Below are 18,543 nucleotides of genomic sequence, written 5' to 3' on the forward strand. Positions count from 1 at the left end.
CCGTCCGGGGACCATTGTCGGAGAGCGAGACCTAGGGCTCGATCCCGTACCGGTCCAGCCGCCGGTACAGGGCGCTCCGGCTGAGCCCCAGCGACTCGGCTGCGTGGGTGACGTTTCCACCATGGCGGTGGAGGGCCTTCTGGATCAACAGGCGCTCCGCCTCGTCGAGGGTGAGGTCCTCCAACCGACTCGTTGAGGTTCGAGGCACCCGGTCGAGGCCGAGTTGCTCGGCATCGACCAACTCCTGCTCGGCCAGCAGCACGGCCCGCTCCACCGCATGACGCAGCTCGCGGACGTTCCCGGGCCAGGCGTAGGCGAGCAGCGCGCGCATGGCCCGCTCCGAGAAGCGGAGCGTCCGTCCGTACCGGTGCGCCTGCTGCTCCAGAAAATAGGCGGCGAGCAGCGGAATGTCCTCTCGACGGTCCCGCAGCGGTGGCAAGCGGATCTCCACGGGATTCAAGCGATACAGCAGGTCCTCGCGAAAGCGCTCCTCGGCCACCATCGCGGGGAGGTCCGCGTTGGTCGCCGCCAACAGCCGGACGTCGACCTTGCGAGTGCGGGAAGAGCCTACTCGCTGCAGCTCACCCGTCTCCAGCACCCGCAGCAACTTTGCCTGCTGCGCGAGAGTGAGGTTGCCGACCTCGTCGAGAAACAGCGTCCCCCCGTCCGCCACCTCGAAATAGCCCACTCGATCCGTGCGCGCATCGGTGAAGGCGCCTTTCACGTGCCCGAACATCTCGCTCTCGAAAAGCGTCTCGGACAAACCACCGGCATTGACGGTGATGAGGGGGCGCTCGGCCCGGCCGGACAGGGCGTGCAGCCGTCGCGCCACGACCTCCTTGCCACTCCCGGGTGGACCGGTGATGAGCACACTGGCGTCCGCAGGGCCGACGCGCTCGATCAGGTGCAACGCGGGCAGCATCGCCGCCGATTCCGCGATCAGGGGAGGCCCATCGGCTCGGAGGGATCGATTCTCGCCCTCCAGGCGCACAGCCCGGCGCATGGCCCGCCCCAGCTCGATCTGCGCGCGCAGTGTGCTGAGCAGGCGCTGATTGTCCCAGGGTTTCTCGATGTAGTCCCCGGCCCCGCGACGGACGGCCTCCACCGCCCCTTCGATGGACCCCCAGGCGGTCATGACCACGATGGGCAGGGAGGGATCGAAGGCCTTCAACCGGGGGAGCAGCTTCATGCCTTCGCCGCCCGAGGTGGTGTCACGGGCGTAGTTGAGGTCCATCAACACGGCGTCCAGCTCGCCGGCCTGTACCTGGCTTTCGATCCCGGCGGGGGAGGTGGCGGTCAGAACCTCGAAGCCTTCCGCGCCCAACAGGATCTTGAGGGCGCGCAGGACGTCGGGCTGGTCGTCGGCGACCAGGATGCGCAGTGGCTTACCCGGCTGGACCATCCCTCAACTACCGGTGGCGAGGAGTCCTCCCGAGCGCGGGACGATCCAACCGTCGGCCAGCTGGATGATCCGCTTCCCAACCTCTGCGACCTTGGGGTCGTGCGTCACCTGGATGATGGTGGTGCCTTCCCGGTTGAGCTCCGCCAGGAGTTGCATGATGCCCTCGCCCTGGCTGGAGTGCAGGCTGCCCGTAGGCTCGTCCGCCAGGAGGAGCGTCGGTCGGGAGATCACCGCCCGGGCCACCGCAACCAGTTGTTGCTGCCCACCCGACAACTGATTGGGGAAGAGGTCCTTCTTGGCCACGATGTTGAAGCGGTCGAGGACCTCCGCCACGCGGGCTTCGCGCTCGGAGCGCCGCACGTCGCGATAGGTGAGGGGCACCTCGATGTTCTCGTAGACGGTCAGGTCTTCCAGGAGATGGAAGCGCTGGAAGACGAAGCCGACGTGCTCCTTGTTCAGGGCCGCACGCTGCTTGGGCTTGAGGCGGGCTACGTCCCGGCCCTGGAAGCGGTACTCTCCGTCGTACTCCCCGTCCATCATGCCCAGGATCGAAAGCAGCGTGGACTTTCCGGCACCGGACGGACCCATGATGGTCAAGAAGTCGCCCGGCTCGATGTCGAGATCGATGTTGCGGAGCACCCACGTCCGCCCCCCTTGATAGGGGTACCACTTTTCGACACCGCGGAGTTGGATCATCGGTCCTGGGACTACGGGTCAGTGCTGCGGAGAGGGCGGCATCGCCATGGGCGACTCCGCGAACCTCCCGCGAAGGGAAGCGCTCCCCTGCACCGGTGTCAAGCGGACGTCGTGCACCCAGATCAGACCCGGGGCACAGCACACCCACGACCTCACGGTCGTCGCCCTCCCCACCCGTCCCATCCTCCGGGTGTGCTGTCCCCGCTCGGGCCTGCGTTCGATCGTCAAGCCTGGATCTCGAATCCGCTCTCGCGCAGTTCCTTCACGGCCCGCTCGGGGCGCTCGATGTCTTCCACGATCTGTCCGTCGAACAGGTGGATCGAACGGCCGGCGTACTCCGCGTAGCGAGGATCGTGCGTGACCATGCAGATCGTGGAGCCCTCGTCGTGCAGGCTCCTCAGCAGGTCCATGACGGCCTCGCCGTTCTTGGAATCGAGGTTTCCGGTGGGCTCGTCGGCCAGCAGGATGAGGGGACTGCCCACCACCGCACGGGCCACGGCCACGCGCTGCTGCTGACCGCCCGAGAGCTGGACCGGATAGTGCGTCTGACGATGCGTCATGCCCACACGCTCGAGCGCGTGCAGCGTCCGCTCCTTGCGCTCGGAGGCGGACATCCCGCCACGATACGTGAGCGGTAGCTCCACGTTCTCGTAGACCGTCAGATCGCCGATCAGATTGAAGGCCTGGAAGATGAAGCCGATGTGCCGATTGCGGATGCGGGCGCGGGTCGAGCTGTCGAGATCGGCAACCGGGTTGCCGTCGAGCCGGTAAACCCCCGACGTCGGCGTGTCCAACAGACCCAGGATGGACAGGAGCGTCGACTTCCCGCAGCCCGAGGGGCCCGCGATGGAGACGAACTCGCCTTCCTTGATCTGCAGGTGTATCTCGGAGAGCGCGTGGGTTTCCACCTCTTCGGTGTAATACACCTTGCGCACACCGTCCAACTCGATCAGCTGCTTCTGTCCGTTCTCGGTCATGGTCTCTCTCAGCGAATCCGGATCCGTTCGGCGTCCTGCCAGCGTGGCAGGTCCGATAGCACCACCCGATCTCCTTCCTGCAACCCATCCACGATCTCGATTCGATTCACACTGCTCTGGCCGAGTCGGACGGTGACGCGCTCCGCCTCGTTGCTTCCGGGCACCATCCGGAACAAGCTGACGGTGCCATTGGCCTGCCCGTAGGCCGGCCGCTCCATGTGGAGGACATCGTCGAGTCGTTCGATCTCGATGGTCCCATCCACACTGAGGTCCGACCGCGCTCCCGGCGGTAGATCACCCTCGAGTCGCACCTCCACCAACACCGTCCCGTTCTGGACGTTGGGGTCGACCCTGCGCACCCGTCCCGCCACGGAGTCGGTGCGCGTGTCGATCATGGCGGCTTGTCCGATCTGGACGTCCCGGGCCTGGGTCTCCGGAACGCGCAGCTCCGCCTTGAGCCGTCCCGGCTGCGCCACCCGCGCCAATTGGGTTCCGGGCTGCACCCACTGCCCCACCTCCAACGACAGGTCCTGCAACACACCGCCCGACCCGGCGGTCACCCGCATGGAGGCGACTCGCCGGCGCTGGTACTGCTGAATAGCAGACAGTCTTTCCACCTGTTCGCGTTGCACAGCCAATTGGTTTTCGACGGTCTGCTCCAGGAGATCGAGCTCGCCCTGTTGGGTTTCTACCTGGATTTCCAGGGCATCCGCCTGCTCCAGGGCTCGGCGGGCTTCGTTGGGGGCCATGAGCTCCTTTGCCAGCAGCTCCTGGGCGACCTCGGCCTCCCGGCGGGCCGCCTGGGCCGCCGCACGGCTCTGGGCCACCTGGCTGCGCTTTTGCAGCCGCTGCGATCCCAGCTCCCGCTCCAGCTGTACCAGGTTCGCACGGGCAGCGGTCAGCTGCTGCTCCGATTGCAGCGCCTCCAACTCCACGTCGGGGTTGCTCATCTCCAGCAGCACCGTCTCCGCCGTGACCACCTCTCCCGGCTGCAGCAGGACCCGGTCCACCCGCCCACCGGTCAGCGCGGAGACGTAGACGACTTCCTCGGGAACCAGGGTCCCCGGCCCACGCACCTCACGGACGAAGGAGCCCCGCTCGACGGTGCCGAAGAGCAACGAGCTCTCATCCACAGACGGCAGGGCCGGATCGAGCAGCATCGTGAAGCCGAGGATGGTCACCACGGCCGCGATCCCACCCCCGATCAGCCACTTCCGTTTGGACCTCTGCGGCGAACGCCGGATGTCCATGCCCGTGATGGAGGGCCGCTCCTTACCGGAAGGGCGCTCCGCGCCCAGGGACAGGCGCTCCTTGCGCTCGGGCTGGCTCATCGACCCTCTCCGGTGGGAAGCTCCAAACGGGTGCCAACGGCCTGTTCCAACACGGCTCGGGCGGCGTGGTAGTCGTAGACGGCCCCCAGATAGCTCTGTTCGGCCGTGGCCAGCTGCTCCTGGGCCTGCAAGAGTTCGAGGACGCTGGACGCGCCCAGGCGATAGCGCTCCTGCACACCATCGAGGTTCTGTTCCGCCAGGGTGCGCGCACGCTCCTCGATCCCCACCACGTCGTACGCCGTGCGCAGGTCGTCGAGCGATTGACGAACGGTGGTCCGCAAGCGGAGCTCCTCGGCTCGACGGGCCTCATGGGCGTCCTCCGCCGCATTGCGAGCCCGCTCCACCTGCACCTTGCGGGTGAACGGATCGAAGAGGGGCAGCGAGACCTGGAAGCTCATGTAGAACGGGTCCGAATCCCACGAGAATGGGAAGGCTCGGTTGTTGGCGATGATCGCCTGCTCGTCGGCCGGTGTCAGAACGAATCCTGAGCAACTCGAGGGATAGCCCGACAGCGGTGTGGACAACCCCGAGGAGATGGCGTTGAGCAACTGGCAGTTCTCCAGTTGAGCCGCGGCGCTCTGGCGCGCCTGACCCAACAGGTAGTCCTGGTTGCCGATCTCCCGGGTGAACCCCGACCAGCTCGCGGTCAGATTGAGCTGCGGAAAGTACTGGCTGCGCGCGGTCCAGATGTCGGCGTCACGGGCGGACTCCGCCTCGGAGAGAGCCCGAAGGGAGGGATGCCCGGTCAGCGCCCGCTCCGTGAGATCGACGGGATCCCACTGGGGCTCCTCCACGCCGCGCTCCTCGACGAGTTCCAACGGGCTCGTGTCATCGAGGCCGATCTGCTCCAGGAGACGGGAGGTCTCCGCCCGCAGCGCGTTTTCTGCCCGCAGCAGCTCCACTTCGGCCCGCCGGAAGTCGATCTCGGCTTGTTGGCTGTCCAGGCGCGATGCCGCTCCGGCACCCATGCGCGCACCGGCAAGCTGGTAGTTCTCTTCAGCGCGCGCCCGCGTGCGCGTGGCGGCCTCGACCGTGGCCCGAGCCCGCAGCGCCGCCAGGTACTGGGCCGTCACTGCGGACAGGAGATCGAACTCCGCCGCGCTGACCCGTGCCTCGGTGGCCCGCCGGTCCGCCCGCGCCGATCCGACACGCGCAAAGGTGGCCGCGCTCAGCTGATAGGAAAGGGTCAGCGCGTAGTCGGAAAACAGATAGTCGGTCGTAGTGCCGGCCCCGATGTCTTCACTGGTGAACAATCCGAAGCGCTGACGACCGGCGGCCTGATAGCTCGCACTGCTGCGCAACGTGGCGGACGGAAGGAAGGAGGCCCAGGCACTCCGCTCTGCCCAGGTCGCTTCACTCTCGTCGTTGGCCACCTGCCGGAAGACAGGGCTCTGGGCGCGCGCAATCCGGAGCGCGTCGTCCAGGGTCAGCCGGCGGGGCTCCGGCGCCTGCCCCGCCAGCGCCGTCGCGGCGGCCAGAAGTGCCGCAGCGGCCAGGCACATGAGCTGGACGGGCCGTGCCGTGGGGAGGGACCGCACGCGGGAGCCGCCAACATCGCGACGACCGTGGGAGAGCGGACCCGCCCACGGGCTCCGTCCCCCTCTCTCTATGGATTTGGATCGTGTCACGTCGATCGATGGGTTCACGCGGTCTCCGCTCTGACGCCTTCTGCGCCGTCCGGGGACACCTCCTAGGACGAGGCCAGGGGAAGGAAAGGTTCATGCCGGGCGGCCCAATCGGTCGAACGCGTTATTTTTCAAGGGCTTAGCAGACCGCTCCCCGCGACGGCCAGCGCCCGCAAGTGTCCGTTTCCGAGACAGAGCATCCCGGGATCGGACGTCGTCTCCACGAAGCCGCGCCCCCCCTCCACTCCCGGCAGGGGTGTGGGAGCGCCGGGCCGGCGTCGTGTGGCGCAGGCGCCGACCCACAGGCAACTTGTGCCCGGCCCGCCCGCACGGCGGCGACACTCCCGTCACGCACGTCGTCCACTTCCGACCGCCAGTCCGCTCATGTCGCTGAACCGACCACTCGCTTCGATCCTGCTCGTCCTCCTGCTCGCGATGGTGAGCCCCCCGCCGGCCCGGGCCCAGCGCCGGGGTGCGGAGGCCGCTGCCAGTCCCACCGTCGATTCCCGTCTCTTGAACGGGCTGCGCTGGAGGAACATCGGGCCCGCGATGGCCTCGGGCCGGATCGCCGATGTGGCGATCGATCCGACCGACCGGAGCGTGTGGTACGTGGCCGCCTCGTCGGGCGGAGTCTGGAAGACGGAAAACGCGGGGACCACCTGGGCACCGATCTTCGACGACTACGGATCGTACTCGATCGGAGCCATCGCCCTCGATCCGCGGCGGCACCTGACTCTCTGGGTGGGCACGGGTGAAAACAACGCCCAGCGCTCCGCAGGCTACGGGGACGGCGTCTACAAATCGGTCGATGGCGGGCGCACGTTCACCAACGTGGGCCTCGAGCATTCGGAGCACATCGGCATGATCGCCATCCACCCGGAGGACTCGGACGTCGTGTTCGTGGCCGCTCAAGGGCCGCTCTGGGCTTCGGGGGGAGACCGCGGGCTCTACCGTACGGGCGACGGCGGGCGCAGTTGGGCCCGGGTCCTGGAGATCGACGAGCACACGGGCGTACACGAGGTCTATTTCGATCCGCGCGACCCGGATGTGATCTATGCCGTCGCGTGGCAGCGTCGTCGCCACCAATGGACCATGATCGACGGTGGACCGGGGTCTGGTCTCTACAAGTCCAGCGACGGTGGCGTCACCTGGAAGAGCATCAACAGGGGCCTGCCGTCCGGAGACAAGGGCCGGATCGGAATGGCCGTCTCGCCCATCGACCCGGACGTGCTCTATGCGATCGTGGAAGCCAGCGGCGACGACGGGGGCACGTTCCGATCCAGCGACATGGGCGAAAGCTGGCAGCGCACCTCGCGGTACCAGTCCGGCGCGGCCATGTACTACCACGAGCTCTATGCCGATCCGCACCGCTTCGACCGCATCTACGCGCTGGACACGTTCATCCAGGTATCGGACAACGGGGGACGCGACTGGGACCGTCTGCCCATCCGCGACGTCCACGTGGACTTCCACTCCCTCAACTTCGATCCGGAGGATCCAGAGCACCTCATCGCGGGGAACGACGGCGGACTCTACGAGACCCTGGACGGCGGCGACAACTGGAAGTTCTTCGACAATCTGCCCATCACGCAGTTCTACAAGGTCGCTACATCCAACGACGAGCCGTTCTACTACGTCTATGGTGGCACGCAGGACAACAATTCCTTCGGAGGGCCCTCACGGACCACCATGTCGGGTGGGATTCGCAATTCCGAATGGTACGTCACGATGGGCGGAGACGGCTTCGACCCGGTGGTCGATCCCGAGAACCCGGACATCATCTACTCACAACTCCAGCATGGAACGCTCTCGCGCTTCGACCGCAAGACCAAGGAACGCCTGGACGTGCAGCCACAGGAGAGCGCCGACGGTCCTCCTCTGCGTTGGTATTGGGACGCAGGGCTGCACCTCTCGCCCCATGATCACCAACGTCTGTACTTCGGAGCGCAGATCCTCTTCCGCTCCGACGACATGGGCTCGACCTGGCGCGCCATCAGCGGGGATCTGAGTCGCAACCTCGACCGCAACCAGCTCGAAGTCATGGACCGCGTCTGGAGCGTCGATGCGGTGGGCAAGAACCGCTCGACCTCCGTGTTCGGTCACATCGTCTCGATCTCGGAGTCCCCGCTGATGGAGGGACTGATCTACGTGGGGACCGACGACGGGCTCGTCCAGGTCACGGAGGACGGCGGACAGAGCTGGAGGGCGGTGACGTCCCTGCCCGGGGTGCCGGATACGTCCTTCGTCCACGACGTCGAGGCCTCGCTGCACGACCCCAACACGGTCTTTGCGGTGGCGAACAACTTCAAGCGCGGCGACTTCAAGCCGTACGTGCTGCGCAGCACGGACCGGGGACGTACCTGGAGCTCGATCTCGAGCAACCTCCCAACGAACGGCCCTGCGTTCACGATCGTGCAGGACCCCGAGCAGGCGGGCCTGCTTTTCGTCGGCACCGAGTACGGAGCCTATGCATCGATCGACGGAGGCGCTTCCTGGGTCGAGTTGAGCGCTGGAATGCCGACGATCCCCATCCGTGAGTTGGAGATCCAGAAGCGGGCCGGTGACCTGGTGGCCGCCTCGTTCGGTCGTGGGTTCTTCGTACTCGACGACTACTCCGCGCTGCGCGCGCTGGCCGCCGCCTCGGCCGAGGTCCTCGCCCAGGAAGGTCACATCTTCCCGGTGCGAACCGCGGAGATGTACCTGGAGTGGAATCCGGGGGGTGACTCCGGCGCCGACTTCTATCAGGCGCCCAACCCACCGTTCGGAGCCACCTTCACCTACTTCGTGCGGGATGCGCTCCGCACCCGACAGGCTACGCGTCAGGCGGCCGAGCAGGCCGCCCAGCGTCGCGGCGAGGACACGCCCTATCCGTCGTGGGACGATCTCAAGCAGGAAGATCGCGAGGAGGCACCCGAGGTCTTCCTCACGATCCGCGACAGCGGAGGTGAGCTGGTCAACACGGTTCGGGGGTCCGCCGCCCGTGGCGTACATCGGGCCACCTGGGACTTCCGCTATCCGGGCTATACGCCGATCACGGGTGGCGGCGGCGGTGGATTCGGGGGCGGTCCCATCGGCCCCATGGCCTTGCCGGGCCGCTACACGGTGTCGCTCTCCAAGCGGGTGGACGGCGTCGTGACCGAGCTGGCCGGTCCCGTCCCCTTCGAAATCGCCCCCGTGGTCGACGCGGCGATTCCACCCCAGGATCCGGCGGCCGTGCTCGCCTTCCAGCGTCAGACGGGGGAATTGCTCCGTGCTGTGACCGGTACACAGCGCGCGGCGGCGGACGCCATGCAGCGGATCCAGGCCATCAAGCGGACTCTCGCCGCGGTGCCACAAGCGACAGAGGACCTTCGTCAGTCGGCCCGAGCCCTGGAGCTACGGCTCCTCGATCTGCAGGAACAGCTGAACGGGGACCGGACGCGCAGCTCGCGCTCAGAGCCGGCGATGCCCGGCATCGTGGGGAGGGTGAACCAGGTGGTGGGCGGCCATTGGCGTGGGATGTTCGGCCCGACCGAGACACACCGTCAGCAGTATCGCATCGCAGCGGACGAGTTCGCAGCCGTATACGACGGTCTGCGGCAACTGATCGAAGGGGATCTACCATCTCTGGAACAGCGCCTCGAGGCGGCGGGCATCCCCTGGACCTCGGGGCGGGCCTTGCCCCGTTGGAACCCCGGCCTGTGAGCCACCACGCGGACGAACCTCGATCGGAGGAGACATGAGACACGTGAGGATCCTCGTATTGTCGGCAGGCGTCTGGACGCTGCTGGCGCTCGCTGCACCTCGGCCGGCCTTGGCCCAGCAGCATGCGACGCCGGCGGCGGCCCCACAGGACGTGGAGTCCCTGGATGCGATCATGGCCGCGCTCTACGACGTGATTTCCGGCCCGCAGGGTCAGAAGCGTGACTGGGACCGCTTCCGGGGGCTCTTCATCGAGGGCGCACGTCTGATCCCCACGGGTCGCGGTCCCAACGGGGTCGGGCACCGGGTGTGGTCCCCGGAGGAGTACATCGCAGCTGCAGGCGCCTCGCTCGAGCAGCGCGGGTTCTTCGAGCAGGAGATCGGACGCACCACCGAGCAGTTCGGAAACATCGTGCACGCGTTCAGCACCTACGAATCCCGCAACACGCTTCAGGATGCCGAGCCCTTCCAGCGCGGGATCAACTCGATCCAGCTCCTCCACGATGGGAGCCGCTATTGGATCGTGTCGATCTTCTGGGATGCCGAGCGACCCGACAATCCGATTCCGGACCGGTACATCGGGCGCTCCGGCGGCTGAGGCTCCAGAGCCGAGGTCCGCTGCGCACCGATGTGGGAGGTGGGCGCCCAACCCCGAGGAATCAGGGCAGGCGCAACTGCATCCCCACCGCCAGCCCTCCATCCTCGCTGCGCTCCAGGATCGGCGTTCCGGGAAGCCCGAACGTGTGGTGGCCCTGGGTGAGGCGGCCGGCCATGTTGCCGACCATCGCACCCAGGAGAACGTCACTGGCCCAATGCCGGTCGTGGTAGATCCGGGACAATCCCGTGACGGTGGCGGCGCCGAACAGCAGGGGCCGCACGTAATGGACGGCTGCCACCCCGTGGTCCTCCATCTCCCGGGAGAGCACCGTAGCCAGGGCGAACGCCTGCGCCGTGTGGCCGGAGGGGAACGCTCGGAAGTGTGAATCGGAGAATCCGCGCCCCAGATTGTAGCTCCATTGTCCGCCCTCGCGGTCGGTGGGACGTTCCCGGCCGACCAAGGTCTTGGCCAGGTAGGTGACGGCCGCCGCGGCCATGATGCCCTCGAGCGCCTGCCCCGTCACATCCGTGAGCGTCTCCTGGCCCAGCGCCTTCCCCGCCACCCAAAGGCCGCCTCCCAGTAACGGCACGACCGCGCCCCCCAACTGCCCGAAGGTGGAGGCGGTGGCACCCAGCATCGGCTGACCCTGCGCGGACCCGCGGAAGACCTCGCGGACTTCCTCATCGAACGGCATCACGACGAGTGCCGCCAAAGCCAGGCCGCCCCGTGCCCCCAGGTGGAATCCATCCACCTGCAGGAGCTTCGCGGGGACGGTGTCCGAGGAGGTCAGAAGCTGAGCCACCAGCGGCGACCGCGGAGAGGCCAGGCACAGAAGACCCAGCAGGCCGGCGGCGCGGAGCCACCGGTGGGGGGCCAATTCCACCGTGTTTCCTGTCCTTTCCAGCGGGGAGGCGGCGCCGGACCGGGCGGTCGGTCGGGGCGTCCGTGCGAGGAACAACGGGAAAGCAAGTTCATGACCAGGGACGGGAGCTGTTGCCCCCACCCCACGATGCTGGGCGGCCAACATGGGGCCGCCCCACCGATTCTGCCAGCCCGTAGCGGACCCCGGCCCGCCTCTGCTCAACGCCCCGGGCCGCTCCAGCTCACTCCCAGCGAGGGAAGAATGATGAACCCCGTCTCCTCATCGCGCCGGAGCACGATGCTCCCGTTCTGGTCCCGCTCGCGGAAGTAGTCGTATCCGAAGACGTTGGCGTGGTTGGTCAGGTTGGTGATCTCGACGAAGAAGCGCAGGTCGCCCCTTCGCGTGGGCATGCGCTTCGTGGCCCTCACGTCGAAGCGCTGATACGCAGGGAACCGGGACCCGTAGAGTCGTTCCGTCCGGATGGTGGGGTCGGGCATCCCGTCGGGTCGCGTGTAGTCCACCAGGCGTTCGAGCGTGCTCGGCCATCCAGTGTGGAACGAGAACGCCCCGTTGAACGTCCAGGACGACGCCGTGCGATAGCTCGCGTCCAGCTTCAGCGCATGGCGCTGATCCTGTGGGAGCGCATGGGTGTGTGAGAACTCCAGGGCTTGCGCCACGTTGACGTTGTCGATGCGGAACGCGGTCTCGCGGGCGTCCGCCCACGCGAAGCTGGCGCTCAGGAACCACCGATCTCCGAAGCTCCGCTGGCCCATCACCTCGACGCCCTTGGCGCGCATCGACTCGGGGAAGACCAGGATCCGGTCCTCGTTGGTCTCGGGAAACGTGTCCAGCCCTCCCTTCCAGTTGCGGTAGACTGGCCGTAGTCGCGAGCCCCGCTTCGAGTAGGCCTCGATCCTCAAGGATGTGCGATCGGACCAGCGCTGCTCGAACCCTGCCGTCACCAACTCATTCCTCTCCGACGGGAAGTAGTCGGTCAGCTCATCGAGCACGGCCACCTCGTGAACGCCCTGGATCTGACGGTAGATGCCCCATCCCGCTCGCAGGAAGCGCCCATCCCCCAGATCCAGCACCGCGCCCACGCGGGGACTCCAGTCCCGATCCCCCGTGTAGCTGGCCCGGTCGTAGCGCAGGCCCAGGTCCACAGCGAGCCGCTCCACGGGTCGCATCCGGCCCGACACATAAGCGCCCAGGGTGGACCCACTGCGTCGCAGCGCGGAGCGCGTCACCTGAGGAAAGAGAGTCGACTGGTCGTCCGAAGGATCGTCCGGGTTCTGCCCCACCTGGTTCTCGAATCGATCGGACATGCGCATGCTGCGCAGATCGTAGCCGGCTTGCAGCAACAGGGACGGTGTGAGTTGCGCGCGGACGTCCTGCTTGACGGTCAGCACGTCGAGATCGCGGTCGTTCGTGATTCGGTAGAGGGGGTCGGCAGCGAGCACGTACTCTTCGGCTCCATCCCGGTGCGCGGTTACCTGGCCGATCGACGCGAGTGTCTGCAGCTCCAGTCGCTCGCCGAAGAGCGATCGCAGACGCAGCCACGCGTAGGTGTTGCCGTACGTGTTGCCTGCGCGTTCGATGGTTGCGATGGAATCCGCGAAGCCCGTGGTCGCTTCGGCGTTGAAGGTGTAGGCGTCGTGGGCATGCAGCAGGTTCACGGTGAGCCGCTGCGCCGCACTGAAATCGTAGCGTCCTCGAGCGAACACATCGCGGTAGGAGGGTGAAGGCAGATCGGTCAGATGAAGGATGTCTTCCACCAGGTCCAGATAGCCCCGCCTGCCGGACACGAACCACGATCCCCGTCCCTCGCTGAAGGTGCCCTCCGCCATCGCGCGGGCATTGACCAGACTCGCCCCGATCCGGTACCGGACCCCCTCGGCCACCGCATCGCGGGGAGTCATGCTGAACACGCCGGCCGTGCGGTTTCCGTGCTCGGCACCAAACCCACCCGTAAGGAGCTCCACGCCGTCGATGGCCTCGACGTCGATAATGCTGATGGCCCCGTCGTTGAAGTCTTTCAGGTGGTACGGCTCATAGATCTCCAGTCCGTCGAGCAGGATGAGGGTCTCGTCCGGCCGACTCGCTCGAATCGAGAACCGCGCCGAGAAGTCGCCGGAGGTCAGGCCGGGAAGCCGATTCACGGCGCGGAAGATGTCTTCAGCAAACTGCGGCACCGACTCGATCTCACCGCGCGTCATGGTCTGTTGCGCGCCGGCGATCCCCCCCATGACGCCGTAGGCACCGGGCGTCACCACGAGCTCCGAGAGCGTCAACGCCTCGGGGGTCATCTCCAGACGGAGATCGGACGTCATGCCCTGCCCCACCCACACGGGCGTCGGGGGCAGGTCCTGGTAGCCGAGGCGCGTCGCGGCGATCTGACGACGTCCCTCCGGCACGCCGGCGAACCGGAAGAAGCCACGCGCATCGCTCGTGGCTTCCCTGGACAGATCGACGATGCGAATGGTGACGCCGGACAGCGGGACGCCGGTCGAGCGGTCGGAGACGTGCCCGGTGAGCTCGTAGGCCGGGGTCTGGCCTTCCAGCGACTTCGGAACGGACCCGCCCAGCAGGATCAACCAGGCGGCGCCCAGAGCGGCAGTGGAGTCGATCCGACAGCGGCGAAGCAGCTTCGACATGGGCTCATCGGGTTGGTGGAGATTCGCCCGAGGAGCCCCTGCAGGCGCAGTTTGTGACAGGGGTACGGCACCGGGACGGGTCAGATCAGGTATGAGCATCCTGGTCTGGACTCGAGTCCCCCGGCACGGCCTCACCCCGAAAGCGTCCCGAGGCCTGCCCCGGGGACGGGGCTACTTCGACTCAGGTCGATCCAGGAGACCGAATGGGTCCACTCGCACACCTGTTGCTGGCGTTGGCCGTGCAGGCGCCTGCGGCGCAGGTGAGCGGTGTCGTGCGGGAGGCTGGTTCCGACCGACCGTTGGGCGGTGCGGTTGTGGCCGTCAGCGACGCCGGCCTTGTCCGGGAGACCGACCCACAAGGACGCTACCGTCTGACGGGCGTCCCGCCCGGGCCGCAGCATATCACGGTCCAGGCTCTGGGGTACCACGCCCGCACACTACACGCCCTTGTGCCCCGCTCGGGAACGGTGGAGCTCGACATCACGCTCGAGCCCGATCCGGTTCGCCTCGATCCGCTGAAGATCTACACGCCGCCTGCGGTCGGAACCCTCGAGGACGGATTCGCTCAGGCCTTGGTCGACCCACACATCTCCATGCCGGCCGCCCGCAACGATCCCTACGTGGCCGAAGTGGATGCGCTGTTGGCGCTGCGTAGTGGAGTGGTGCGAACGACGCCAGAGGCCGGGGAGGGCGTCCACCTCCGAGGAGGCGCATCGGACCAGACCGCATACCTGCTGAACGGCATCCCGATCCTGAGCCCGTACCACGCGGGGGGGATCTTCGGCGCTTTCAGTCCGGACGCCCTCAGCTCCGTCGAAGTTCGCGCGGTTTCGGCCGGGGGGCTGCCGGACAACACGCTTTCGGGCGCTCTGCTGGCGACAACTCGCGCCCCCTCCTCCCATCTGGCGGGGCGGGGGCAGGTCAGCACCACACAGGTGGGGCTCACCGTCGACGGGCCGATCGGCTCCTCGGGCGCCGGCTTCCTCGCAAGCGCCCGGGCCGGCTTCCCCACGTTTCCGCCGGGGAGAAAGGATCCCACCCGACTCAGCGGCGAGTCGGGGGACCGGATCGGTACGATCACGCTTCCGGTCGGGGGCGGGCACTTCGAGGCCGTGTACTACGGCTCGGAGAACGAGATGGAGCCACTCGCCAGCCAGCCCGATTCGACCGGTAGTCCTCGCCCGCGAAACACGTTCGCGTGGGGAAGCCGATCCCTCGGACTGGAGTGGCGCAGCACGGCCGGACAGCCGGGTGTCACCATGCGCGCCTGGCGAGCGTCGCAAGGCGCAGACGCGACGTGGGCGGCAGCCTCGACGTTGCCGGCCACCCTGGCCTCAGAGCGCGTGGACCACGGAGCGGCATTGGAAGCGCTTTGGAGCCGGCCATCGGGCGCGCTCGGCCTGGGCGTCCGCATGGAGCGTAGCCGCACCGCCTACCGTACCACAGGCGGATCAGCGGGCGACGTGGACCTCGACGCCACTACGCCCGTCGCCACGCTGTCGCTTCGCATGGAGCAGACCCTCCCGGCGGGACTGCGCCTGCGCGCCGCAGCCGCACTGGCACGGACGGACGGCGCGTTCTACGGTGCGCCATCCGCGGAGCTTCGTTGGGAGCCAGACTCGAAGCTGGCGCTGGGCGCCAGCGTTGGGCGCACCATCCAGTTCTCCCAATCCCTCCGCAATGCCGAGTCGGTGGTCGGGCGCATCTTTCCGCCCGATCTCTTCCTGGGCGGGGGGCACCCTGACATCCCGATCGCGCGCGCAGAACAGGTGCTGCTGGCCGCGGATGTACGACCTCGCGAGCTCCTGCGCCTACGGGTCCAGGCCTACCGCCGGACCCTGCACAACCTCGTGCTGGTGGCGCCGTTCGCAGGTGGACCCTTCCTGCTCGGCGACCCCCAGCAGGGTGGCGGCCGGGCGCGGGGCGCCTCCCTCGACGTAGAGCTCGGAAACGCCCGCTTGGGAGTCCTCGGCGGCTACTCGTGGCAGGACGTACGCTACGACTACGCCGGAGGCAGCTACACCCCCGAGTTCGCGACGACCCACGCGGTCGACGGCGGTATCGTGGTGTTCCCCGACCCGACGCTTTCGTTGCGGCTGGGGGTGACCAGTCTCCTCGGAAGGCGCTCCACGCTGATCGCGACCGCCTTCGAATGGGAAGCGTGCAACGTGATCGACGGGTGCGAGTTCGTCGGCACGCCCGACTACACGGGGAGTCCTTTGGGTGGGGTGCGACTTCCCTCCTATGTCCGGATCGATGCAGGCGTACGCAAGCACTGGCACAGACGCCTCCAGGGGCGCGACACCCGACTGGGCGCCTACGCCACCGTCACCAACCTGTTGGGGCGCAAGAACGTGCTGACCTACGTTCGCGACCCGGCCGGCGGTCTCGCCGGCGTCGACATGAGGCCCCTGTCCCCCCTGGTGCTGGGACTGGAGTGGTGGTTCTGAGGGAAGAGTCGCGGCTACCGCAGCGCCGGATCACAGCTCCGGCGTGTCACAGGTTTGGGGGCTTCCGGGCTCCTGTCAGGTCGGGAGGAACGGAGCCGGCTGATCCAGGGAGCAGACTCTGAGCCAGACCACGTACGAAGACCGCTTCAACGCGCTGTTCGCCGCGCATGCGCAGCGCGTGTTCCGGGTCCTCCATCGCCTGACGGGGGATCACGCGCTGGCACAGGACCTCACGCAGGAGGCGTTCATCCAGCTGTATCGCAGAGGGCAGGAACCGGATCGACCCGAGGCATGGCTGATCACCGTCGCACTCAACCTGTTCCGCAACGTGCGCTCGACCGCGGTCCGCCGAACCCGTCTGCTCACGCCCGAGCGGGGCGCCCGCGCCCACTCCGACAGTCCTCCGCTGCCCGGTGAGGTTCTCGAGAGCGGAGAAACGCGGACCGCCGTGCGCGCGGCGATCGATCAACTCAGCGAACGCGAGCGGCTGTTGCTGCTGCTCCGAAGCGAGGGATACAGCTACCGCGATCTGGCCGCCGAGCTCGCGCTCAACGAGGCGAGCGTGGGTACGCTGCTCGCCCGAGCGAAGCGCGCCTTCAAGGCCGCCTATGAAGGAGCCATGCATGCACATCGATGACGAGCGCCTTCAACGGTATGTGGATGGCGAGTTGGGTGCGGCGGATCGGGGAGACCTCGAAGCCCATTGGAGGTCATGCGCGGCCTGCCGGGAGCGATTGGCCGAACTCCGCACGGAGGAAGCCGACATCGCCGAACTGTTGAAGTCCCTCGACGGACCCGCGCTGTCGCTTTCGGCGGACCACGTGATCGCTGCCGCTCGCGGAGCAGAACGCGGAGCACGTGCGAGCGAAGGTCGGTCCAAGCAGGTGCACCGGGGACTACGCCGCTGGGCCGCCAGCATCGTCCTGCTCTTCGGCCTCGCGGCGGGCGCCTGGGCGGCCCCTGGCTCCCCCCTGCCCCGCTGGTGGCGCTCGTTGCGGGCATGGCCACAGTCGGAGGCCCCGGCCTCACCTTCCCCTGATCTGGCCGGACTTTCCTTCTCGTCCGATCGGGCCCTCGAGATCGATGTGGTGGACCCTCCCGCCGGACTTGTGCTCCGGATCGGGGTGGGCTCGCGCCCCGACGTCAGCGTGCGGGTCCCCAGAGGTGCCGCCGGTTTCACGACGGCCGAAGGCCAGTTGACCATCCGACCTCATGAAACCGGACTGGTGATCGACGTGAACCTCCCCACGGACGCGCGCTCCGTCGTGCTCAGGGTCGAGGGACGGGTCCTGTTCGAGGCGCGAGAGGGTCGAATCTCCTCGGAGGCGACTCCCGACGGCGAGGGCGTCTACATCCTGCGTCCGGATCAGTAGACCGCCCAGGCAGTTCCCCGGGCATCCACGCGAGCCACAACGCCGGGGGGTCGGGACCACGCCCCCGCCGGCCGCTGGGGTGCCTGTCAGGGCCGCCCCGGCTCGCGTGCTCCTCTTGGGAACGACCTTCTTCGGAGGAGCTCCCATGCAACTCTCACGCGCTGTCTTGTTCACCGCCTGGCTGCAGGGCGGACTGGTCGCCGCCTGCGACAAGCACCCCACCTCCCCTCCCTACGACCCCGTGCTCCCCACCGACTGGGCAGCCGACATCACCAACCCCTGGTTCCCCTTCCTTCCAGGATCGTCCCAACGGTTCGAGCAACAGACCGACGAGGGGCTCGAGACCGTGGTGGTCGAGATGTTGACCGTGCGCCGGACCGTGAACGGCGTCTCAGCCGTGGTCGTCCATGACCGCGTCTATCTGGAGGGCGACCTGATCGAGGACACTTACGACTGGTACGCCCAGGATTCCAGCGGGAACGTCTGGTACCTAGGAGAGGACTCCAAGGAGATCGAGAACGGCCAGGTCGTCTCCACGCACGGTTCCTGGGAATGGGCCGTCGATGGCGCGCTTCCCGGGATCATCATGTGGGCGAACCCCGGCCAACACATCGGGGAGGAGTACCGACAGGAGTTCTACGAAGGCGAGGCGGAGGACTGGGCCAAGGTCCTTGCCGTGGGCGAGACCGTGGTGGTGCCGGCAGGCACCTTCACCAACTGCGTGCGCACGGACGAATGGAACGGGCTGGAGTCTGCCTCCCACGAGGACAAGCTGTTCTGCTCCGGCATCGGATTCACCCTGGGGCTGCCCCAGGGAGGTGGCCGGGTCGAGCTCCTGGAGAGGACCGGTTCTTGAAGGCACCGACGTAGGAAGGGCCGGCCGGGCCGCGGATC

The 18,543-nt window shown here is 67.5% G+C and carries 13 protein-coding genes; 6 read left to right on the forward strand and 7 right to left on the reverse strand.

What is annotated here, in order from left to right; translation table 11 throughout:
• Nucleotides 1-31: 31 nt before the first annotated feature.
• From R3E10_06620 to R3E10_06640, 5 genes are all read right to left on the reverse strand, one after another.
• Nucleotides 32-1,402 carry a sigma-54 dependent transcriptional regulator gene (locus tag R3E10_06620; GenBank protein MEZ4415410.1) on the reverse strand — a complete coding sequence of 457 codons (1,371 nt, stop codon included), beginning with the start codon at nt 1,400-1,402 and terminating at the stop codon, nt 32-34.
• 3 nt (nt 1,403-1,405) lie between these two features.
• The gene (locus R3E10_06625) at nt 1,406-2,098 is read right to left on the reverse strand and encodes an ABC transporter ATP-binding protein (protein MEZ4415411.1); all 693 of its coding nucleotides are present in this window, start codon (nt 2,096-2,098) and stop codon (nt 1,406-1,408) included.
• A gap of 224 nt (nt 2,099-2,322) precedes the next feature.
• Entirely contained in the window at nt 2,323-3,075 is a 753-nt protein-coding gene (locus tag R3E10_06630) for an ABC transporter ATP-binding protein (GenBank protein ID MEZ4415412.1), read from the reverse strand.
• Nucleotides 3,076-3,083: 8 nt separating this feature from the next.
• Nucleotides 3,084-4,406, reverse strand: a complete 1,323-nt coding sequence (locus tag R3E10_06635; GenBank protein MEZ4415413.1) for an HlyD family efflux transporter periplasmic adaptor subunit — start codon at nt 4,404-4,406, stop codon at nt 3,084-3,086.
• Entirely contained in the window at nt 4,403-5,944 is a 1,542-nt protein-coding gene (locus R3E10_06640; protein MEZ4415414.1) for a TolC family protein, read from the reverse strand. Before R3E10_06640 ends, R3E10_06635 begins: the two co-directional genes overlap by 4 nt.
• A gap of 471 nt (nt 5,945-6,415) precedes the next feature.
• Here R3E10_06640 and R3E10_06645 point away from each other — a divergent pair, with 471 nt between their 5' ends.
• Both R3E10_06645 and R3E10_06650 read left to right on the forward strand, forming a co-directional pair.
• Entirely contained in the window at nt 6,416-9,715 is a 3,300-nt protein-coding gene (locus R3E10_06645; GenBank protein ID MEZ4415415.1) for a glycosyl hydrolase, read from the forward strand.
• Nucleotides 9,716-9,749: 34 nt separating this feature from the next.
• Complete coding sequence (locus tag R3E10_06650) at nt 9,750-10,310, forward strand: hypothetical protein (protein MEZ4415416.1); 561 nt, start codon at nt 9,750-9,752, stop codon at nt 10,308-10,310.
• 61 nt (nt 10,311-10,371) lie between these two features.
• Here the strand turns inward: R3E10_06650 and R3E10_06655 are convergent, their stop codons facing one another.
• Together R3E10_06655 and R3E10_06660 are read right to left on the reverse strand one after the other, a co-directional pair.
• Nucleotides 10,372-11,193, reverse strand: coding sequence for a phosphatase PAP2 family protein (locus tag R3E10_06655; GenBank protein ID MEZ4415417.1), 822 nt, complete (start codon nt 11,191-11,193; stop codon nt 10,372-10,374).
• Between the two features lie 197 nt (nt 11,194-11,390).
• The gene (locus R3E10_06660) at nt 11,391-13,826 is read right to left on the reverse strand and encodes a TonB-dependent receptor (protein MEZ4415418.1); all 2,436 of its coding nucleotides are present in this window, start codon (nt 13,824-13,826) and stop codon (nt 11,391-11,393) included.
• Between the two features lie 203 nt (nt 13,827-14,029).
• Between R3E10_06660 and R3E10_06665 the strand changes: the two genes are divergently transcribed.
• The 4 genes from R3E10_06665 to R3E10_06680 all read left to right on the forward strand — a co-directional run bounded on the left by R3E10_06665 (nt 14,030) and on the right by R3E10_06680 (nt 18,505).
• Nucleotides 14,030-16,276, forward strand: coding sequence for a TonB-dependent receptor (locus R3E10_06665; GenBank protein MEZ4415419.1), 2,247 nt, complete (start codon nt 14,030-14,032; stop codon nt 16,274-16,276).
• A gap of 154 nt (nt 16,277-16,430) precedes the next feature.
• Entirely contained in the window at nt 16,431-16,913 is a 483-nt protein-coding gene (locus R3E10_06670; protein MEZ4415420.1) for a sigma-70 family RNA polymerase sigma factor, read from the forward strand.
• Nucleotides 16,900-17,649 carry a zf-HC2 domain-containing protein gene (locus tag R3E10_06675; protein ID MEZ4415421.1) on the forward strand — a complete coding sequence of 250 codons (750 nt, stop codon included), beginning with the start codon at nt 16,900-16,902 and terminating at the stop codon, nt 17,647-17,649. The genes R3E10_06670 and R3E10_06675 overlap by 14 nt, the downstream gene beginning before the upstream one ends.
• Before the next feature lie 145 nt (nt 17,650-17,794).
• Nucleotides 17,795-18,505: a hypothetical protein gene (locus R3E10_06680; protein MEZ4415422.1), complete on the forward strand. Its 711-nt coding sequence runs from the start codon at nt 17,795-17,797 to the stop codon at nt 18,503-18,505.
• Nucleotides 18,506-18,543 lie beyond the last annotated feature (38 nt).

It is taken from the genome of Gemmatimonadota bacterium, assembly GCA_041390105.1.
GTDB lineage: Bacteria > Gemmatimonadota > Gemmatimonadetes > Longimicrobiales > Gaopeijiaceae > JAGQIF01.

What these genes read in the sequence shown, in the direction of transcription:
- R3E10_06630 (MEZ4415412.1), bottom strand. Translation starts at nt 3,075, where the DNA reads ATGACCGAGAACGGACAGAAGCAGCTGATCGAGTTGGACGGTGTGCGC.
- R3E10_06650 (MEZ4415416.1), top strand. Translation starts at nt 9,750, where the DNA reads ATGAGACACGTGAGGATCCTCGTATTGTCGGCAGGCGTCTGGACGCTG.
- R3E10_06645 (MEZ4415415.1), top strand. Translation starts at nt 6,416, where the DNA reads ATGTCGCTGAACCGACCACTCGCTTCGATCCTGCTCGTCCTCCTGCTC.
- R3E10_06625 (MEZ4415411.1), bottom strand. Translation starts at nt 2,098, where the DNA reads ATGATCCAACTCCGCGGTGTCGAAAAGTGGTACCCCTATCAAGGGGGG.
- R3E10_06665 (MEZ4415419.1), top strand. Translation starts at nt 14,030, where the DNA reads ATGGGTCCACTCGCACACCTGTTGCTGGCGTTGGCCGTGCAGGCGCCT.
- R3E10_06680 (MEZ4415422.1), top strand. Translation starts at nt 17,795, where the DNA reads ATGCAACTCTCACGCGCTGTCTTGTTCACCGCCTGGCTGCAGGGCGGA.
- R3E10_06675 (MEZ4415421.1), top strand. Translation starts at nt 16,900, where the DNA reads ATGCACATCGATGACGAGCGCCTTCAACGGTATGTGGATGGCGAGTTG.
- R3E10_06660 (MEZ4415418.1), bottom strand. Translation starts at nt 13,826, where the DNA reads ATGTCGAAGCTGCTTCGCCGCTGTCGGATCGACTCCACTGCCGCTCTG.
- R3E10_06635 (MEZ4415413.1), bottom strand. Translation starts at nt 4,406, where the DNA reads ATGAGCCAGCCCGAGCGCAAGGAGCGCCTGTCCCTGGGCGCGGAGCGC.
- R3E10_06620 (MEZ4415410.1), bottom strand. Translation starts at nt 1,402, where the DNA reads ATGGTCCAGCCGGGTAAGCCACTGCGCATCCTGGTCGCCGACGACCAG.